This window comes from Micromonospora tarapacensis, from assembly GCF_019697375.1.
In the GTDB taxonomy this organism is placed as follows: Bacteria; Actinomycetota; Actinomycetes; order Mycobacteriales; family Micromonosporaceae; genus Micromonospora; species Micromonospora tarapacensis.
Map to the genome: position 1 here is coordinate 733,964 of NZ_JAHCDI010000003.1, position 16,018 is coordinate 749,981.

Sequence of the window (16,018 nt, forward strand, 5' to 3'; positions counted from 1 at the left end):
CGGGTCGACCACGAGTGAAGGTCAAGGAGGTGGCACCGATGGAGAGCTACATCTACCAGCGTCCGACGGCGCTTCCCGTTGCCGTCGCTCCGCTGTCGGCTGCCCTGGCCACCGTCGCTCCGTTGACGGGAGGCGGGGTCGCCGCCGTCGCCACGCGACCGTGGGCTCCGCAGGCGCACCGGATCGAGGTTCAGGCCGAGCTGATCCTCGCACCGATGCCGAACGGGCTCCAGGGAAGCAGTGGCTTCACGGGCAAGGGCGTCGATGGCGTCGACAAGCGGATGGACGTCCGCGGTGTTCCACCTCGAGGTAGACCGGTCTGACCAACCAGACCACCGGCTCACCTCGAGGCCGCGGAACCCGCACACCGGGATCCGCGGCCTCAGTTTTTTTTGCACCGCCGAAGTACGTCTGAACAGCGATCCACGAGATCGCAGTGAGAGAGAGGTGACCGGGCGATGAGTCTGGCGTTGGCCCCACTCGACGTGAGCGTCGAGGTGGAGGCGAACCTGCCCTGCCGGAAGTTCGACCCCGACCTGTGGTTCTCCGACTCGCCCACCGAGCTGGAACTGGCCAAGTCGCTCTGCGGGGACTGCCCGCTGCGCGTCGAGTGCCTGGCCGGCGCGGTCGAGCGCGCCGAGCCGTGGGGCGTCTGGGGCGGCGAGATCTTCGAGCGTGGCGCGGTCGTTCCGCGTAAGCGGCCCCGGGGCCGGCCACGCAAGGAGGACCTCGCCCGTGACGCGGAACTGCGGGTCGAGGCCGAGGCGCGGCTGGCGGCCAACGGGCTGTCCGCGTCCCGCAGCGCTGTCCGGCTGGCTGCCTGACATGTACCGGATCCGGACCAACCCCACCGGTGTCAAGCCGGCCGACAGAAAGCTGACCACCATGCTGCACCTTCCGAACGCCGAGATGCATCTACTCCACGAAGCGTTGTCGAGGGCTCGAATGCTCCGGCCTCAGGCCGGTCGCACCACCACGAGCACTGAGGCAACCCGATCCGCCCGCACCGTCGCCATGGCCGGCCGCGCCCGGTCAGCCCGCGAGCTGGGCGTTCTCTAGGACACGCACCGCAACGGCGGGCGGGGACACCGATCCCCGCCCGCCGAGTCACGTCGCCGGGCGGTCAGCCGACCGGGGCGAACCCGGGCAGCCAGCGTTCGAGGATGCCCCGGTAGGGGGCCTTGGCCTCCAGCTGGCACAGCACCCCGATCGACCCGAGCGTGACCCGGTGGATGAGCAGGTACGACGGTGGCAGGTTGAGCTGCCGGCCGAGTTGGTAGGCCGGTGAGCGGGGACTCGCCAGCCTGGTGGCCTCGGCGCGCAGCCAGGCCCGGGTGAACCGGAACTCGTCGGCGGCGATCGGCTCCAGCATCGGGCGCAGGAAGCCCAGCAGCGCGTGGGCGTCGATCGGCTCCTCGGTACTGACGAAACCCTCGTCCCGCAGTCCGGCCACCACCTCGTCGCCGTCGCCACGCAGAGCCAGTCCGGCGATCCGACCGATCGGTTCCGGCGTACCTTCCGGCATCCGCGCCACCGCGCCGAAGTCGACCACCCCGAGCCGGCCGTCGGGCAGCAGCCGGAAGTTGCCGGGGTGCGGGTCGGCGTGCAGCAGCCCTACCCGGGCCGGCGCGGAGAGGTGGAGGGTGGCCATCAGCCGTCCCGCCTCGTTGCGCTGCTCCTCGCTGCCGTCCCGGATGATGTCGGCGAGCGGCGTGCCCTCGATCCATTCGGTCACCAGAAGCCGGGGAGAGGCGAAGAAGACCGCCGGTACGAAGATCTCCGGGTCGTCTGCGTAGGCGGCGGCGAAGGCCCGCTGCGACTCCGCCTCCAGCTCGTAGTCCAGTTCTTCGGTGATCCGTTCGCGCAGCTCGGCGAGGAGCGGCTTGACGTCGAGCCCGGGCTGGATGGCGCGGAACATGCCGCCGAGCCGGGAGAGCTGCTTGAGGTCGGCGAGCAGGGCGTCGCCCGCTCCCGGGTACTGGATCTTCACGGCGGTGTCCCGGCCGCTGCCGTCCGGCAGCCGCCACACCGCGCGGTGCACCTGGCCGATGCTGGCCGCCGCCGCCGGGGAATCGTCGAAGCTCACGAACCGGTCCCGCCAGGCGGGACCCAACTGCTCGGCCAGCACCTTGTGCACGGTGGCCGCGGGCAGCGGCGGTGCGGCCTCCTGGAGCTTCGTCAGGGCCTGCCGGTATGGCGCGGCGATCTCCTCCGGCAGGGCGGCCTCGAAGACCGACAGCGCCTGGCCGAACTTCATCGCTCCGCCCTTGAGCTGGCCGAGGACGCTGAACAACTGCTCGGCGGTGCGCTGCTGGATCTCCGCGGAGATCACGTCGGAGGCGAGCCCGGTGACGCGCTTTCCCATGCCGAGGACGGTCCGTCCGGCGAAGCCGAGCGGCAGAGCGGCGAGCTTGGCGGTCCGGGACACGGCCCGGCGCGGGATGTCGGTCACGTGGTCATTGTTACCGACTCGGCCGGCCCGTTGCTGGAGTGCGGCCGGGCTGGCCCTCGTCCGCCGGCTACGGGCCGCACCGGCACCGGGGTGCGGCGGCCAGTGCCGGCGCCGGAGGCTGCCCGCCGCCACCTCGATCGCCCCGCCGAAGGTCTCCGGGGTTCCGCCGTCCAGCTGGGTGAGCGCCTCGGCGACGGCGTACCCGCTCGCCGCCAGCAGGGTGCTGGTGGCGCAGGCCGGTGCGACCGGATTGCCGGCGAGTTGGGCGGCGAGCATCGGCCAGCCCGGGTCCCGGTCGGCCCGGTGCAGGTCGAGACAGCGCAGGCAGGGACCGACCGGCGGGCGGACCAGCGGACCGATCGCCGGTGCTCCCTCCCTGACCTCCACCAGCAGGTGGGGTTGTCGCCGCTGGGCGTGACCGGCGGCCACCAGCGCGGCCGGCCGATCGGTGCCGAGCTGGATCACCAGGTCGGGGCGGGGCCGGCGGAGCGGCCCGGTCCCGGTGCCGGGCGCGGCCCGCGCAACCGCCGCCCGGACCGCCGCGCCGAGCGGTCGGCCGATCTCGCCGGCGCCGATTCCGCTGCCGACGAGGTCGACCGGGCGGACCGTCCCCGGCAGGTCAGGATGCACGTGCCCGACGCCGGCCTGGGCCAGTGCGACCGCGATGGCGGCGCCGAGCGGACCGGTGCCGGAGACCACCACGCGGGCGGCCAGGCGCCGCCGGAGCACCTGGGCCGGGGTGCCCGGCAGCCGGGCGGCGGCCAGCGCCAGCGCGCCGGCCTCCGCGGCGAGCCAGGTCCGTCGTGGCTCGGCGAGATCCCGGGGTAGGAGTGTGTGCGCCGGCACCACCAGGCCGGCGGCACACAGGGCGTCGAGCAGGGCGCGGGCGTGCTCCGGGCGGGCACCCGCCCCGGTCGTCCCGGCCAGCACCTGCCGCTCGCTACGGGTGCCGTCGAGCAGATCGAGCAGCCGGGCCGCCCGAGGGTCGGCCACCTCGACCAGGACGGCCCGCTCCTGGTGGAGCCCGAGTTGGAGCGTGTGCCGGTCGCGCCAGAATCGGCTGAGCCCGGGTAACAGGCGGGGACGGAGGGACGGCGAGCGCCCGGTGGACTGGGTCACGGGAACGAATAGTGACCGTGTCCGTGCTTTCCGTCGATCGTTGTCCACAGCCGGGCGCCCCCGGATCCTGGCCTGTCCACAGGATTCGGCGAGATATCCACAACCGGTCGGTAACAGAGTCGGTCGCCCGACAGTGACCGGGAGACGCGAAGGGGGGTGGTCGCCCACCACCCCCCTTCGCGGTACGCGTACGTCAGACCTTCGCCTTGCCCAGGATGCGGTTCACTGTTGTGCCACACACGGGACACTTGCCCTTGGCCATGTTCATACCGGTCTTCGAGACCTCCACGCGGCCCTCGAAATCCCGCTTCTCCTTGCACTTGACGCAGTAACCGTTGTAGGTCGTCTGGGCCTGGTCGGCCACGGTGTGCCTCCTCGTCTCGTCCACCGGTCGAAACCGACCTGGCGGGTTCCCGGCGGCGGTCGCGTACGGCGCCCGGCGCTGGGCATCTTCCGCAGCCACCCACGTGGCCACTGGTTGGCGGACCCTACCCAGGTGTGGGCGGTTCCATGTCAGCTGCGCATTGCCACTGTGAGCAAGGCGACGTCGAGAGTGTGCACGGCGAATCGGGTCAGATCAGTCAGTTTGGCGGGGACACGCCGACCGGGGACCCGCAATTGCGCTGGTAGGGCCCCGAAGCCCGGGGGAGTGACCCCGATGCGGGGGACCGAGGAATGATCACTTACCGTGGTGGCCGGTCCCGATGTGACACCTCGCCGGTCACCACGAAGGGTGACCGTGACGTCTGCCGTCGGTCCGGCAAGAATTTTTTCGGGACTCCTGGCGACCAATCCCCATTTTCCGGACGCGTGTCGGGGGGTTGACTCTTGCGGACCCCTGGTCACAACGCATTAGCTTGCCAACGTGACAGCAAACCGAGGCTGCGCGGTCCACTGATGGCCGGGGTGCGGAAGCCGGTCGTCGAGGTGCGGCGCAGCCAGCGCCGACGACGCACGGTGTCTGCCTACCGCGACGGTGAACGGGTCGTTGTTCTCATCCCCGACCAGTTCTCCCGCGCCGAGGAGAGCGAGTGGGTCGACCGGATGCTGGCCCGGCTCGCCGCCCGGGAGGGGCGCCTGGTCCGCTCCGACACGGAACTGCTGGCCCGGGCCAACCGGCTGATCAGGCTCTACCTGACCGAGTACGGCGCCCAGGCACTGCCGGTCAGCGTCCGGTGGGTGAGCAACCAGAACGGCCGGTGGGGCTCGTGCACCCCGGCGGACCGATCGATCCGGCTGTCGCACCGGATCCAGGAGATGCCGGACTGGGTGATCGACTACGTGCTGCTGCACGAGTTGGTCCACCTCATCGTGCCCAGTCACAACGTCCAGTTCTGGGCCCTGGTCGGCCGGTATCCGAAAACCGAACGCGCCCGGGGCTACCTGGAGGGCGCGGCGGCCGTCGCCGGCACCCCCTGAGCGTCCGGCGGTAGGGTCGGTGGATGGCCCGACGTGTGGTGGTGGCGCTGCTCGCGCCGGTCCCCTGGACGCCACCCGGTCTCGACCCCGTGCAGTGGCGCGGGGCGCTCGCCGAGGACGTGGTGGATCTGCTCGCCATGCTCAACGAGGTGGACACCGCGGTGGCGGTCACCCGGGCGGACCGCTGGCTGGCCGAGGCGGTGATCTGGCCCGGCACGCGCGTCTACGAGGTGCCCGAGGCGACGCCGAACGCCGTCTTCGCCGCGCTCGGCGGGCCTGACGTGCTGGACGGTGGTTACGAGCAGGCGGCGGTGGTGGCCGGTGACGCGCCCGACCTGCCCGGACTGACCGTCGGAAAGCTGCTGCGCCCGCTCACCAGCCGACCGGTCGCGCTCGCCCCGGTCGAGGGCAGCGTTCCCGGGTTGCTCGGGGTGGCGGCCCGGCTGCCCGCACCGTCGTGGCTGCCGCCGCTGGACATGGACGCCGCGGTGCCCGCGGACGTGCGCGCGACCGCACCCCGTCCGGGCGACCTGGCCGTGACGCCCTCCTGGCACCGGCTGCGGGGGCCGGCGGACCTGGCCCGGCTCGACCCGGCGCTGGACGGGTGGGAGAACACCCGCGCCCTGCTCTCCGGCACCGGGACGCGCGGCTGAGGCTCGCGTCGCCCGGCGCGCCGGCGCCCGGCCGGCCGGGATGATCTGTCAGGTGCGGTTCTCGCCACCCTCGGTGTCGTCACGCTGCTCCGGGTCGCCCGGCGCCTTCTCCTCCGGCCCGCCCGGTGCGGAGAAGTCGAAATTGTCCAACTCGGTCATCACGTCCAGGTCGGCCATGGCGAAGGCCACCGGGTCGGCGAAATCGTCGTCGGAGGGCAGCAGGTCGGGGTGCCCCCACAGCGCGTCCCGGCCGGCGATGCCGCGACGCTCGGTGAGCGCCGCCCAGAGCGCGGCGGCCTCGCGCAGCCGGCGGGGCCGCAGCTCCAGCCCGACCAGCGCGGCGAACGTCTGCTCCGCCGGACCGCCGGCCGCCCGGCGTCGGCGGAACGCCTCGCCCAGCGCCACCACGTTCGGCAGCCGGCCGGCGGCGGCTCCGTCAACGACGTGGCAGACCCAGCCCTCCACCAGGGCGAGGGCGGTCTCCAGCCGGGCCAGCGACGCCTTCTGCGCCGGGCTGTCCTCCGGGGTGAAGATCCCCTCCAGGGCGATAGCCTGCATCGACTCCGGGTCGGTCGGATCGACGCGGCCCATCGCCTCCTCGATCGCCTCGCGGTTGACCCGGATGCCGGCGGCGTACGTCTCGACGGCGTTGAGGACGTGGCCGCGCAGCCACGGCACGTGCTCGAAGAGCCGCTGGTGTGCCGCCTCGCGCAGGGCCACGTAGAGGCGTACCTCGTCCTCGGGCAGCTCCAGGCCCTCGCCGTACGCCTTGATGTTGGCCGGGATCAGCGCGGCCGTGCCGGCCGGTCCGAGCGGCAGACCGATGTCGCCGGCGGAAAGCACCTCCGCGGCGAGCGAACCGAGTGCCTGCCCCAGTTGGCCGCCGAAGAGCGCGCCCCCCAGGGTCGCCACCATCGACTGCATCGGGCCGAGCTGGGCCCGGGCCTCCGGTGGCACCAGGTCGCCCATCGCACCGACCATCCGGCTGGCCACGGGGTCACACAGCTTGCGCCAGACGTCGAGCGTCTTGAAGATCCATTCGTTCCGGTTCCAGGCAACCGTGTTGCGGATGCCGGACGGGAGGGCGGAGGCCGGCTCCAGCCAGAGATCGGCGATGCGCAGCGCCTCCTGCACCGCGTTGCGTTCGTACGGCGAGACCGCCGGGTCGCCCGTCGCGGCGAGCTGGCTGGCCGCGACCTGCCGGGCCAGGTCCCAGTTGACCGGCCCGTTCCCCGGGGCGGAGAGCAGGTGCTGTAGCTGCGACATGAACTGCTGCATCTGCGCGGGGTCGTTGGGGTCGGGCGGCTGCCCACCCGGTAGCGCGAAACCGAACGGAATATCAGGCACGACGTCTACGGTACGCGCGCCGAGCCCCAGGCCGCCGCTGCCGCGGTTGCGCTGAGGGCGAAGTCGTTCGTCGTGCCGGCCGGGCGCCGTCACCCGGATCGGTACGCTCTGCCGCATGAGACGTCGAGGCCTGACCGTCCTGCTCGGTGCTCTGCTCACCGCGCTGCTCAGCATCGGGGTGCTCGGCGCGCCCGTGCCCTACGTGGTGCTCGGTCCCGGTCCGACCGTCGACACCCTGGGCCAGGAGGACGGCAAGGAGGTCATCCAGGTCACCGGCCGGGACACCTCCACCTCCGCCGGGCAGCTGCGGCTGACCACGGTGGGTGTGCAGCCCGGCGTCAAACTGCGTTCGGCCATCCAGGGCTGGCTCTCCGACGAGGAGGCGGTGGTGCCGCGCGAACTGGTCTACCCGCCGGGGGAGAGCCAGGAGGAGGTCGAACAGCGCAACGCCGAGGACTTCCAGGTCTCACAGACCAGCGCGGAGACCGCCGCGCTGCGGGAGTTGGGGTACGAGGTGCAGGTCGTGGTGAAGGCGGTCGCCGCCGACGGCCCGGCGGCCGCAGTGCTCCGCGCGGGCGACGTGGTGACCTCGGTGGACGGGGAGCCGGTGCCGCTCGCGTCCCGACTGACGGAGCTGATCAGGGCGAAGCCGGCGGGCACGGCGCTGCGGATCGGTTACACCCGCGACGGCGCGGCCCGCACCGGCACGATCACCAGCCGCGAACAGGACGGCCGGCCCCGGATCGGTATCGAGATCGAACAGCAGCAACCGCACCCGTTCACGCTCTCCTTCGACCTGAGGGACATCGGCGGCCCCAGCGCGGGCCTGATGTTCGCGCTGGGCGTCATCGACAAGCTGACCGCGGAGGATCTGACCGGCGGCCGGATCATCGCGGGCACCGGCACCATCGACGACGCCGGGCAGGTCGGCCCGATCGGCGGCATTCCGCAGAAGCTGGTCGGCGCGAAGCGGGCCGGCGCGACGGTCTTCCTGGTGCCGGCGGCCAACTGCGTCGAGGCGGTGGCCAACCGGCAGCCGGATCTGCCGCTGGTGCGGGTGGGCACCCTCGACGAGGCGCTCGACGCCCTGGACACGCTGCGGTCCGGGGGAGAGCCGAAGCACTGCTGACCGGCACCGCAACCGTCCGCATCGACCTTGCGCCGAGGCGTTCAGGAACACCCCGTACTCTGGGTGCCTGGTCGGAGCCGATCATATCGAGCGTGCGGAGCCAACAGTGGTCATGCGTAGCAGCAGCCCCCTGCCGAGGATGAGCCGACGCGGTCGCGTCACGATTGCTGTTCTGGTCGGAGTGTTCGTTCTGTTCACCCTGCTCGGCTGGGGAGTGCAGGCGTGGACGGACTGGCTCTGGTTCTCCGAGGTCGACTACACCGAGGTCTTCCGTGGAGTGCTGGTCACCAGGCTGTTGCTCTTCCTGGCCGCCGGGCTCGGGATGGCGGCGGTCGTCGGCGGCAACCTCTGGCTCGCGCAACGGTTGCGTCCCCGGATCCGGACGCACTCGCCGGAACAGGCCACCCTGGAGCGCTACCGGATGCTGCTCGGGCCCCGGCTCGGGCTGTGGATCACGGTGGCCGCCGCGGTCGTCGGTCTCTTCGCCGGGTTGTCGGCGCAGAGCCGCTGGAACCAGTGGCTGCTCTTCCTGCACGGTGGCGACTTCGGCGTCGACGACCCGGAGTTCGGCGTGGACGTCGGCTTCTACATCTTCCAACTGCCCTTCTGGCGGTTCCTGCTCGGGCTCGGCTTCACCGCGGTCGTGCTGGCGCTGATCGGCTCGCTGGCCGTGCACTATCTCTTCGGCGGGGTGCGCCTACAGGGCGTCGGTGACCGGATGAGCAACGCCGCCCGCGCCCACCTGAGCACCCTGGTGGCGGTCTTCGTCCTGCTCAAGGCCGTCGCGTACGTGCTGGACCGGCGGACGATGCTGCTGGAGTACAACGACGGTGTGGGCGTCTACGGCGCCGGGTACGCCGACATCAACGCGCTGCTGCCGGCCAAGGAGATCCTCGCCTACATCTCGGTGGTGGTGGCGATCGCCATCCTCGTGTTCTCCAACGCCTGGATGCGGAACCTGGTCTGGCCGGGTATCTCGCTGGCCCTGCTCGGGGTCTCCGCGGTGGCGATCGGCGGCATCTACCCCTGGGCGGTGCAGACCTTCGAGGTCAAGCCCAGCGCCCGGGACAAGGAGGCGCCGTACATCCAGCGCAGCATCGACGCCACCCGCGCGGGCTTCGGGCTGGACAGCGCCCAGTCCTCGGCGTACGCGGCCGGCAACCTCAACCCGCCGGAGAGCCTGGCCACCGACACCTCGGTGGTGCCGAACGCCCGGCTGCTCGACCCACAGCTGGTCAGCGAGACCTACACCCAGCTCCAGCAGGTCCGTGGCTTCTACGACTTCGGTCCCAAGCTCGACATCGACCGGTACACGATCGCCGGGAACACCCAGGACTACGTGGTCGGCGTCCGTGAGATCAACTACGGTGAGCTGACCGCCCAGCAGAGCAACTGGATCAACCGGCACACCGTCTACACCCACGGGTACGGGGTGGTCGCCGCCCCCGCCAACCGGGTGGTCTGCGGCGGTCAGCCCTTCTTCGTCTCCGGCTTCCTCGGCGAGCGGACGCGGGAGACGTGCTCCTCGCCCGATGACCAGATCCCGGCCAACCAGCCCCGGATCTACTACGGCGAGCGGATGCAGGACGGTGACTACGCGATCGTCGGCAGGCCCAACCCGGACGCCAACCCGGCGGAGTTCGACCGGCCGGCGGGGGACGGCGGCGAGGGCAGCGAGTCGTACTACACCTACACCGGCTCGGGTGGCGTCGAGATCGGGTCGTTCGGCCGGCGACTGCTGTACGCGATCAAGCAGCAGGAGGCGAACTTCCTGCTCTCCGAGGCGGTCAACGAGAACTCCAAGTTGCTCTACGTGCGTAACCCCCGGGACCGGGTGGAGAAGGTCGCGCCGTTCCTCACCCTGGACGGCGACCCGTACCCGGCGGTGGTGGACGGCCGGGTGCAGTGGATCGTGGACGGCTACACCACCGCCGCCACCTACCCGTACGCCGAGCGGGTCAACCTCCAGCAGGAGACCACCGACGAGCTGACCGGCCGGGGCACCATCCAGCTGGCCCGGGAGAACGTCAACTACATCCGCAACTCGGTCAAGGCGACCGTCGACGCCTACGACGGCACGGTCAACCTCTACGAGTTCGACGAGAACGACCCGGTGCTCAAGGCGTGGAACAAGGCGTTCGGCGGCGACCTGGTCAAACCACGCGCCGAGATCCCGCCGGCGCTGGCCGACCACTTCCGCTACCCGGCCGACCTGTTCAAGGTGCAGCGCAACCTGCTGACCCGGTTCCACGTCACCAACCCCGGTGACTTCTACTCCGGGCAGGACTTCTGGCAGGTGCCGAACGTGCCGGACGCGCCGGACAGCGGGCAGAAGCAGCCGCCGTACTACCTCTACACCCAGTTCCCCGGTCAGGAGGGCCCGCGCTTCCAACTCACAAGCGCGGTCACCCCGAACGGCCGGCAGAACCTCGCCGCGCTGATCTCCGGGTCGTACCAGGACGGCCGGCCGATGTTGCAGGTGCTGGAGCTGCCGGACCAGACCGCGATCTCCGGGCCGGTGCAGGTGCACCAGCGGATGACCAACACCAACGCGACCATCCGGCAGCAGCTGAACCTGCTCTCCTCCAACCAGGCCCAGGTGCAGTACGGCAACCTGCTCTCGCTGCCGTTCGGCAACGGGATGCTCTACGTCGAACCGGTCTACGTGAAGAGCAACCAGCAGGACGCGTACCCGCTGCTGCAGAAGGTGCTGATGTCGTACGGCGACGGGGGTTCCTACGTCGTACTCGCCGACAACGTGACCGACGGCATCGAGCAGCTCGTCGAGCAGGGCAGGCAGGCGGCAACCGGCAACCCGCCGCCGACCGGGGGTGAGGAGCCGCCGGAAGAGGGCGAGGAACCGACGCCGACGCCGTCGAGCCCGCCGCCGTCGGGCGGGCCGCCGCCGCCCGCCGGCGACCTGGCGGCGGCCGCCGACCGGGTGCAGGCCGCGATCACCGAGGTGCGGGCCGCCCAGGCGTCCGGCGACTTCGAGCGATACGGTCGGGCGCTGAAGGCGCTCGACGAGGCGCTGACCGCGTTCCAGCAGGCTCAGGGAGCGCCCAACACCGGTGGCGGATCGGGGGTCACCCCGACACCGGCGGACAGCGGTGCTGCTTCGCCACCGGGTGGATGAGCAGTACCTCGCCAGACGCGACAGGACAAACAGTGGGGCCCTCGGTCGGAATGAACCGGGGGCCCCACTGTGATCAGTGGAGGGCACCTGGGTCGTTTTGCGGTGGCCAGGGGTGGTGCGCTACGGTAGATCTACCGACGCGGGGTGGAGCAGCTCGGTAGCTCGCTGGGCTCATAACCCAGAGGTCGCAGGTTCAAATCCTGTCCCCGCTACGACTGGAACGAGGCCCCGGGATCCGTCCCGGGGCCTCTTTTCCGTTCCGCGCCAGGCCCGCCCGCGGGCAACGGCGTCGACCGGTGCCCCGCTCCGACGGATCGTCGGGGGTGGGCGAATGGCGGCGGCGGTGGATGGGGTAGGGTGGATCTAGCGACGCGGGGTGGAGCAGCTCGGTAGCTCGCTGGGCTCATAACCCAGAGGTCGCAGGTTCAAATCCTGTCCCCGCTACGACTGGAACGAGGCCCCGGGATCCGTCCCGGGGCCTCGTTCGCTGCCGGCTCGAACTCGCCGTCTGTCACGCGAGCGCGCCCTGGTCGCCGACACGAATACCGTTCACCGGCTGAGGTTGCGCGGCTCGGCGAGGATGGGGCCATGTCTTCCTTTGGCAAGTGGTGGGGTCGGCTTGGCACGATCCTGGGTACGGTCGTGCTGACGGTGTTCGTTCCGGTGGCCGCGTGGGCGTCGACCGGCACCGGGGAAATGGTGGTCGAGGCCGCCCGGCGGCGCGGTCGGGGCTTCGGGTTCTTCGGCTTCCTGAGCCTGCTCTGTTGCCTGGCCGTGGTGGCCGTGGTCGTGCTTCTGGTGATCCGGATGACCCGCAACCGTCGGCGTTGACCGGGTTGCCTTCCACAAGCGCCGGGGCCTGAGGTCCGGCGGCGGGGGCAGGCCCGCCGCGTGGTCTACTTGTCCGCGTGGAACTTCTGCATTCGGGCAAGGTGAGGGACGTCTACGCCGAGGGCGACGACCTGATCCTGGTCGCCTCGGATCGCGTCTCCGTCTACGACGTGGTGCTGCCCACCCCGATTCCGGACAAGGGCAAGCTGCTCACCGCGCTGTCGCTGTGGTGGTTCCAGCAGCTTTCCGACCTGCTGCCCAACCATGTCGTCTCCGCGACCGACGTGCCGCCGGAGTTCGCCGGCCGGGCGATCCGCTGCCGCCGGCTCGAGATGGTCCCGATCGAGTGCGTCGCCCGGGGCTTCCTCACCGGCGGCGGGTTGAAGGAGTACGAGAGCACGGGCGCGGTCTCCGGCGTTGAACTGCCGCGTGGCCTGGTCGAGGCGTCCATCCTGCCCGAGCCGATCTTCACCCCGTCGACCAAGGCGCCGGTCGGGGAGCATGACGAGCCGATGACCTTCGCCGGGGTCGTCGACAAGGTCGGCGTGGAGACCGCCGAGCGGCTGCGGCAGCTGACCGTCGACGTGTACTGCCGGGGCGCCGAACTCGCCGCGGACCGGGGCATCCTGGTCGCCGACACCAAGATCGAGCTTGGCTGGGCGCCGGACGGCACGCTGGTTCTCGCCGACGAGCTGCTCACGCCCGACTCGTCACGGTTCTGGCCGGCCGAGTCCTATCAGCCGGGGCGGGCGCAGTTCTCCTACGACAAGCAGTACGTGCGGGACTGGGCGGCGCAGAGCGGCTGGGACAGGCAACTCCCGGCGCCCGAGGTGCCCGCCGAGGTGGTCGACGCGACCCGGGCCCGCTATGTCGACGTCTACGAGAAGCTGACCGGTAGCCGCTGGGGCTGAGCCCTCGGCGTCGGGCTCAATCGCCCCGATGGCGGCCGACGTGCTGCTCGGCGGGGACCGCCGTGGTGGTGATGCGTACCGTGGTGCCGGCCGGGCCGGTCTCGACGTCCATCGCGTCGGTCAGCTCGCGGGCCAGCCAGAGGCCCCAGCCGCCGGCCGTCTCGGGGCCGGTCGGCTGCGGTTGGCGAGGTGCTGGGCGGTGATGCCCCGGCCGTGGTCGGAGACCTCGCAGCAGACCAGCCCGGCCTTGCGCCACAGTCGCAGCCAGCCGCGACCTCCGCCGTGCCGCACCGCGTTGGTGATCAGCTCGTTGACGGCGAGCACGAAGTCGTCCAAGCGCTCGTCCCGCAGCCCGGCGGCGTGTGCGCAGGAGGTGACCGAGTGTCGGAGCTCGGTCACCTGGGCCTGGTCGAAGGCGTCGGCGGTCAGGAGGGCGTGTTCGATGGGCACCACCGTACGCGGTGGGTGAGGTTCTGCGTTCGTCATGGCCCCGTCCCGACAGGAGGTCGCAGAGGTTTACGCGGCTTTTACCACCGTACGTCAGGGTTAGCCGAGCCGCATCGGCCGGCGGGGGCCTCGCGCCGCTGTGGCATCGTGTCGCACGTGCCCGCGCCCGGTGGTCTGGAGGTCCCGCTGTGGCGGGCCGTCGCGGTGTTCCGGGCGGCCTCCCTGGTGTACGTCTGCGTGGTGGCGATCCGCGACGCGGACCGGTACGCCCACCCCCTCGCCGCCGGCACGTTGGTGCTGGTGATGGCGGCCTGGACGGCGGTCACCGCGGTCCGCTACGCCACCCCGGCCGGGCGCGGCTGGCCGTTGCTCCTGACCGACCTGGGAGTCGTCGTGGCGATCCTGCTGGTCACCCCGTGGGTGATGGGCCGGCCGGCGCTCGCGGCTGGACTGCCCACCCTGCCGGTCGCCTGGTTGGGCGGGCCGGTGCTGGCCTGGGCCGTCTGCGGCGGCCGGCGGCGCGGGGCGGCAGCCGCGCTCGTGCTCGGCGCGACCGACCTCGCCACCCGGGGCGTGGTCACCCCGAGTGCGTTCAACGGCGCGATCCTCATGCTGCTCGCCGGCGTGGTGGTCGGGCACGTGGCCCGGCTGGCGGTGACCGCCGGGGAGCGGTTGCAACGGGCCGTCGAGTTGGAGGCCGCCACTCGGGAACGGGAGCGGCTGGCCCGCGACATCCACGACTCGGTGCTCCAAGTGCTCGCCCTGGTCCAGCGGCGCGGCGCCCACCTCGACGGTGAGGCGGCCGAGCTGGCCCGGCTCGCTGGTGAACAGGAAGTGGCACTGCGGGCGCTGATCTCCGGCAGCGGGTCGGTCGTGGCTGGTGGAACCGATGCACCGGTGGACCTGCGGGCGTCCCTCGGCCGGTACGCCGGCGCCACCGTGTCGCTGTCCGCCCCGGCCACCCCGGTGCCGCTGCCAGCGGCGGTGGCCCGCGAACTGGCGGCGGCGGTCGGGGCGGCGCTGGACAACGCGGCCAGCCACGGCGGTGGGCGAGCCTGGGTACTGGTCGAGGACGAGGGCGCGGCGGTGACCGTGTCGATCCGGGACGAGGGTCCGGGCTTCGCGCCGGGGCGGCTCGCCGAGGCCGCCGCACAGGGCCGGTTGGGCGTGGCGCAGGCGATCCGGGGCCGGCTGGCCGACCTCGGGGGAACCGCCCGGATCAGCTCCACCCCGGGCGCCGGCACCGAGGTGGAACTCACCGTGCCGAGGAGGGAACCGTGAGCGGCGTACGGGTGATGGTGGTCGACGACCACCCGATGTGGCGGGAAGCGGTGGCGCGCGACCTCACCGAAGCCGGACACCGGGTGGTGGCCAGCTGCGGGGAGGGGCGCCAGGCGATCCGGGTGGTCGACGCGGCACGTCCCGACGTGGTGGTGCTCGACCTGCAACTGCCGGACATCTCCGGGGTCGAGGTGATCCGTGGGCTGCTCGCCGCCCGGCCCGAGGTGCGGGTGCTGATGCTCTCCGCCAGCGGCGAGCAGCAGGGCGTGCTGGACGCGGTGAAGGCCGGGGCCACCGGTTACCTGCTGAAATCCGCCGCGCTGACGGAGTTCCTGGCCGCGGTACGCCGGACCGCGAAGGGGGAGCCCGTCTTCACACCCGGACTGGCCGGGCTCGTCCTCGGCGAGTACCGCCGGCTGGCCGCGGTCCGGGAGCGTGCGGTGGCCGGCTCGCCGGACGCTGCACCCCGGCTCACCGACCGGGAGACCGAGGTGCTGCGTCTGGTGGCCAAGGGTATGTCGTACAAGCAGATCGCCGAGCGGCTCGGGCTGTCGCACCGTACGGTGCAGAACCACGTGCAGAACACGCTCGGCAAGCTCCAGCTGCACAACCGGGTCGAACTCACCCGGTACGCGATAGAACGCGGCCTGGACGGGTGACCTCGCCGGTCACTCAGACCGAGTGCGGTGGCCGGGTCTCGTGCACGGCCAACTCCTCGGCACTGGCCCCGCCGCCGGCCGCACCCGCGTCGTACGCGATCGAGTCGGTCTCCTGATCGGTGTGCGTCCCCTCGTCCGGCTCGACCAGCCGGCCCACCGTGGTGTCCGCACCGCTGCCCAGCCGACCGTGGTCGTAGATCGAGACCGGGGAGTTCGGGTCGGAGGTGGGGCCGGGGTCGATCACATCGGCGTCGAGCTGCGCCTGCGCCGCCTGTTCCCGGCTGTCCGCCTCGGCCGCGATGTCCGGATCCACCGGACCGGCCAGCGGATCGTTGACCGGCAGTTCGAACTGTTCCCGATCCAGCTTGTAGTCCAGTGACTCGCCGTCGAGCTGCTCCTCTGCGGTCGTGCCGAACTCGTCGACGGCCACCGGCGTCCGGTCGCCGGGCAGCTGGGCCGGCGCCGGACCGTCCGCCTCCCGTCCGGTCAGCACGTCGTCCCCGGCCGTCGAGTCGTCGTCGGCGGTGTCGGGCAGCCCGTCGGCCTCGGGATCGGACACGGGGGTCGGGTACTCGTCGTCGCGCATGACTGACCACTACCCGCTGCCCTCCCGCCGTAACCGGTACCGGCTGCC

At 71.8% G+C, this 16,018-nt stretch carries 14 protein-coding genes, 2 tRNA genes and 2 pseudogenes; 12 read left to right on the plus strand and 6 right to left on the minus strand.

The features are described from left to right. Positions 1-38 precede the first annotated feature (38 nt). Positions 39-323, plus strand: a complete 285-nt coding sequence (locus KIF24_RS04325; protein WP_221082846.1) for a hypothetical protein — start codon at positions 39-41, stop codon at positions 321-323. A 135-nt stretch (positions 324-458) separates the two neighbouring features. Beyond that, on the plus strand, positions 459-824 hold the full coding sequence (locus KIF24_RS04330) for a WhiB family transcriptional regulator (RefSeq protein ID WP_221082847.1): 366 nt from the start codon (positions 459-461) through the stop codon (positions 822-824). A 299-nt stretch (positions 825-1,123) separates the two neighbouring features. On the opposite strand, the gene KIF24_RS04335 is transcribed toward KIF24_RS04330, so the two are convergent. The 3 genes and pseudogenes from KIF24_RS04335 to KIF24_RS04345 form a co-directional block, all read right to left on the minus strand. After that, positions 1,124-2,452, minus strand: a complete 1,329-nt coding sequence (locus KIF24_RS04335) for an ABC1 kinase family protein (protein ID WP_221083172.1) — start codon at positions 2,450-2,452, stop codon at positions 1,124-1,126. Positions 2,453-2,512: 60 nt separating this feature from the next. Beyond that, positions 2,513-3,571: pseudogene (locus tag KIF24_RS33800) on the minus strand (hypothetical protein); the annotation flags it as partial. Between the two features lie 193 nt (positions 3,572-3,764). Next, positions 3,765-3,935 carry a DUF5679 domain-containing protein gene (locus KIF24_RS04345; RefSeq protein ID WP_221082848.1) on the minus strand — a complete coding sequence of 57 codons (171 nt, stop codon included), beginning with the start codon at positions 3,933-3,935 and terminating at the stop codon, positions 3,765-3,767. 533 nt (positions 3,936-4,468) lie between these two features. On the opposite strand from KIF24_RS04345, the gene KIF24_RS04350 reads away from it, so the two are divergent. Together KIF24_RS04350 and KIF24_RS04355 are read left to right on the plus strand one after the other, a co-directional pair. Beyond that, complete coding sequence (locus KIF24_RS04350; protein ID WP_221082849.1) at positions 4,469-4,990, plus strand: M48 metallopeptidase family protein; 522 nt, start codon at positions 4,469-4,471, stop codon at positions 4,988-4,990. Between the two features lie 23 nt (positions 4,991-5,013). Continuing rightward, the gene (locus KIF24_RS04355; protein ID WP_221082850.1) at positions 5,014-5,643 is read left to right on the plus strand and encodes a hypothetical protein; all 630 of its coding nucleotides are present in this window, start codon (positions 5,014-5,016) and stop codon (positions 5,641-5,643) included. A gap of 48 nt (positions 5,644-5,691) precedes the next feature. Here the strand turns inward: KIF24_RS04355 and KIF24_RS04360 are convergent, their stop codons facing one another. Beyond that, a complete protein-coding gene (locus tag KIF24_RS04360; protein WP_221082851.1) occupies positions 5,692-6,990 on the minus strand; it encodes a zinc-dependent metalloprotease in 1,299 nt (432 codons plus the stop codon). A gap of 115 nt (positions 6,991-7,105) precedes the next feature. On the opposite strand from KIF24_RS04360, the gene KIF24_RS04365 reads away from it, so the two are divergent. From KIF24_RS04365 to KIF24_RS04390, 6 genes are all read left to right on the plus strand, one after another. Further along, a complete protein-coding gene (locus KIF24_RS04365) occupies positions 7,106-8,119 on the plus strand; it encodes a YlbL family protein (protein WP_221082852.1) in 1,014 nt (337 codons plus the stop codon). A 112-nt stretch (positions 8,120-8,231) separates the two neighbouring features. Then, on the plus strand, positions 8,232-11,255 hold the full coding sequence (locus KIF24_RS04370; RefSeq protein WP_221082853.1) for a UPF0182 family membrane protein: 3,024 nt from the start codon (positions 8,232-8,234) through the stop codon (positions 11,253-11,255). A 138-nt stretch (positions 11,256-11,393) separates the two neighbouring features. Then, positions 11,394-11,467 (plus strand) — tRNA-Met (locus KIF24_RS04375). A 158-nt stretch (positions 11,468-11,625) separates the two neighbouring features. After that, positions 11,626-11,699 (plus strand) — tRNA-Met (locus tag KIF24_RS04380). A gap of 144 nt (positions 11,700-11,843) precedes the next feature. Next, positions 11,844-12,086 carry a hypothetical protein gene (locus KIF24_RS04385; RefSeq protein WP_221082854.1) on the plus strand — a complete coding sequence of 81 codons (243 nt, stop codon included), beginning with the start codon at positions 11,844-11,846 and terminating at the stop codon, positions 12,084-12,086. Between the two features lie 77 nt (positions 12,087-12,163). Beyond that, on the plus strand, positions 12,164-12,997 hold the full coding sequence (locus KIF24_RS04390) for a phosphoribosylaminoimidazolesuccinocarboxamide synthase (protein WP_221082855.1): 834 nt from the start codon (positions 12,164-12,166) through the stop codon (positions 12,995-12,997). A 16-nt stretch (positions 12,998-13,013) separates the two neighbouring features. Here KIF24_RS04390 and KIF24_RS04395 read toward each other — a convergent pair. Further along, positions 13,014-13,483: pseudogene (locus tag KIF24_RS04395) on the minus strand (ATP-binding protein). 117 nt (positions 13,484-13,600) lie between these two features. On the opposite strand from KIF24_RS04395, the gene macS reads away from it, so the two are divergent. Together macS and KIF24_RS04405 are read left to right on the plus strand one after the other, a co-directional pair. Further along, positions 13,601-14,725, plus strand: a complete 1,125-nt coding sequence (gene macS / locus KIF24_RS04400; RefSeq protein ID WP_221082856.1) for a MacS family sensor histidine kinase — start codon at positions 13,601-13,603, stop codon at positions 14,723-14,725. A gap of 14 nt (positions 14,726-14,739) precedes the next feature. Next, positions 14,740-15,384, plus strand: a complete 645-nt coding sequence (locus KIF24_RS04405; RefSeq protein ID WP_221083173.1) for a response regulator — start codon at positions 14,740-14,742, stop codon at positions 15,382-15,384. A gap of 13 nt (positions 15,385-15,397) precedes the next feature. Here the strand turns inward: KIF24_RS04405 and KIF24_RS04410 are convergent, their stop codons facing one another. Then, positions 15,398-15,970 (minus strand): DUF5709 domain-containing protein, encoded by a 573-nt coding sequence (locus tag KIF24_RS04410; RefSeq protein ID WP_221082857.1) that lies wholly within the window; start codon positions 15,968-15,970, stop codon positions 15,398-15,400. Positions 15,971-16,018: the final 48 nt, after the last annotated feature.